This is a genomic window from Mesorhizobium sp. M1E.F.Ca.ET.063.01.1.1, from assembly GCF_003998155.1.
Lineage (GTDB): Bacteria > Pseudomonadota > Alphaproteobacteria > Rhizobiales > Rhizobiaceae > Mesorhizobium.
In genome coordinates this window covers 1-2125 of the sequence record NZ_RZSC01000905.1, presented here as the reverse complement: position 1 = coordinate 2125, position 2125 = coordinate 1, and the positions used below count along the sequence as shown (strand labels likewise).

Here is a 2125-nt window from a genome sequence, read left to right as displayed (position 1 = left end):
GACCAGCCGCGCGCGGCGGCCCTGGAGGCGGGATCAAGATGTGTGAGGGCTACCGAAGCCAACGGTCGTTCTCCCTGAAACAGGAATGCCGGAGGGGAAGCCCTCCTCCGGCATTCTGACTGTGATGCTTACTTGTAGCGATTGTACTTGGTGAACGTCGCCTTCCAGTCGGAGGCGGTCTTGTCGAGCGCTTCCTGGGCGGTGCCCTTCCCGCCGACCACGAACGGATAGATGTTCTGGTTCAGCTGATCGAGCACTTCGGCATATTCAGGCGTTGCCCAAAAATCCTTGACCATGAACATCGTGTCGTAGAACGCCTTGTTGTATGGCGTGGCGTTCTGGAAGGCTTCCGACTTCAGCACAGCCTGGCTGCAGGTGTAGCCGCCGAGCTCGGCCCACTTCTTCTGGGTCTCGTCCTTGATGAACCACTCCAGGAACTTCATCGCCTCGTCCTTGTTCTTCGAGTACGAGACGACGGAGATGCCCTGGCCGCCGAGAGCCGCGAAACGCTTGCCATCCGGACCGGCCGGGTTGGCGAAGAAGCCGGTGACGTCGGCATAGGGGTTGGTGGCCTTGTTCACCAGCGGCGGGAAGAAGGCGAAGAAGTTCATGCTCATCGCGGCGAGGCCACCGGTGATCGCCTGGTTGTCTTCCACGAAGAAGGTCTTGCCCCAACCGGGAGGCGTGAACTTGTAGAGCTCCTTGTACATGTCGAGGCCGGCGATGGCCTCCTTCGAATTGGTGATCCCATCGACCTTGTAGGTCGCATAGTCGCCGAGATCGCCGCCATAGCTGAAGATCGCGCTTTCGACGCCCATCGCCATCGCGTCATAGGAGTTGTCGGTATAGATGGCGACGCCGTACCGCTTCTGGTCCGGACGGTGGAAGAATTCGGCGATATCGCGCAGCTGCGCATAGGTCTTCGGGATATCGAGGTCGTAGCCGTACTTCGCCTTGAAGGCTTCCTTCTCCTTCGGATCCTCGAACCAGTCCTTGCGGTAGGACCAGCCGATCGCGTCGCCTTCCAGCGGGATCGCCCAGTATTTGCCGGAACCGCCGGGATATTCGGCGTAGTACTTGATGGTCGCGGGCGCCATCACGTCGGTGAGCTTGTGCTGATTGAAGAAGTCGGTGAGGTCGACATAGTGGCCCTGCGTCGAACCGGCGCCGAGCCACTGCGAGTCGCCGACGACCATGTCGTAGGCGTCGCCATGCGCGTTGAACTCGGTGAAGGCCTTGGTCTGGAAGTCCGGCCACGGCGTGGTCTGCACCGTGACTTTCACGCCGGTCTCGGCCGTGTAGTCGTTGACGAGCTCCTGCAGATAGTTCGCCGGATCCCATTCCGCCCAGAAGATGGTGAGTTCCTTGTCCTGCGCGCGGACGGATGTCCCGCAGGCAAGCGCCAGCCCGATACCAGCAATCACGCTGGTCACTATCTTGCGCATAGTTTTCCTCCCTTGTGCGCATTCTACCGTGTCATGCGAGCCGGCAGCGTGGTCGGCCCTGGTAGTTCCTCCAGTGATGGCACTTTCCGGCTTCGAGCCTCCTCGCCCTGCCGGAAAAACGGATCGCAGCCCTCACTTTCGATCCGCATCATGTGTATTGATCTGGTATTACCAATTCAAGATGGCCGTCAAGCTCTTTCTTGGGCGATCAGAAACGGCCTCACAAGCCAATTGCAACGGTATCTGCCTGTTTTATCTTGTTTTTCCTACTCCTTGATAGGGGCAGCCCTTGTTTCAACCCTCCTGTCACTGCTAATATTAGAAGACCACCTCCCAATCTGGTCGAACCAGATTTAAGACATTCCCGCATCTGAAGCCGCCGAGCCCCCACCCGCTCTCGCTCCGGATTCCGCCATCGCGGCACGCACCAGCGCACCTGCTGCCCACTCGGCGACCGACATCATGTCACGGCTGTCCAGCCCCCATATGTCCTTCAGCACGATCAGCACCTCGACACCGAACATCATCGACAGCGCCTGAGCCAAGCGCTTGAACTGACGCGGCTTCAGGCGACCCTTGAGCGGCGCGATCGCATCCTTCAGGAGATCGACGCGATGGCCGCGCTTGAAGGCCGGCTCGGCGCCCAGCGTACCGGCCTGCCGACGCGCCCACTGGTCGAG

General features: G+C 60.1%; 1 protein-coding gene and 1 pseudogene. Both read right to left on the bottom strand.

The window, feature by feature from the left end; genetic code table 11:
- Positions 1–128: 128 nt before the first annotated feature.
- Positions 129–1445 (bottom strand): extracellular solute-binding protein, encoded by a 1317-nt coding sequence (locus EOA29_RS34080; RefSeq protein WP_126091849.1) that lies wholly within the window; start codon positions 1443–1445, stop codon positions 129–131.
- A gap of 353 nt (positions 1446–1798) precedes the next feature.
- A pseudogene (locus tag EOA29_RS34075) lies at positions 1799–2125 on the bottom strand (TetR/AcrR family transcriptional regulator); the annotation flags it as partial.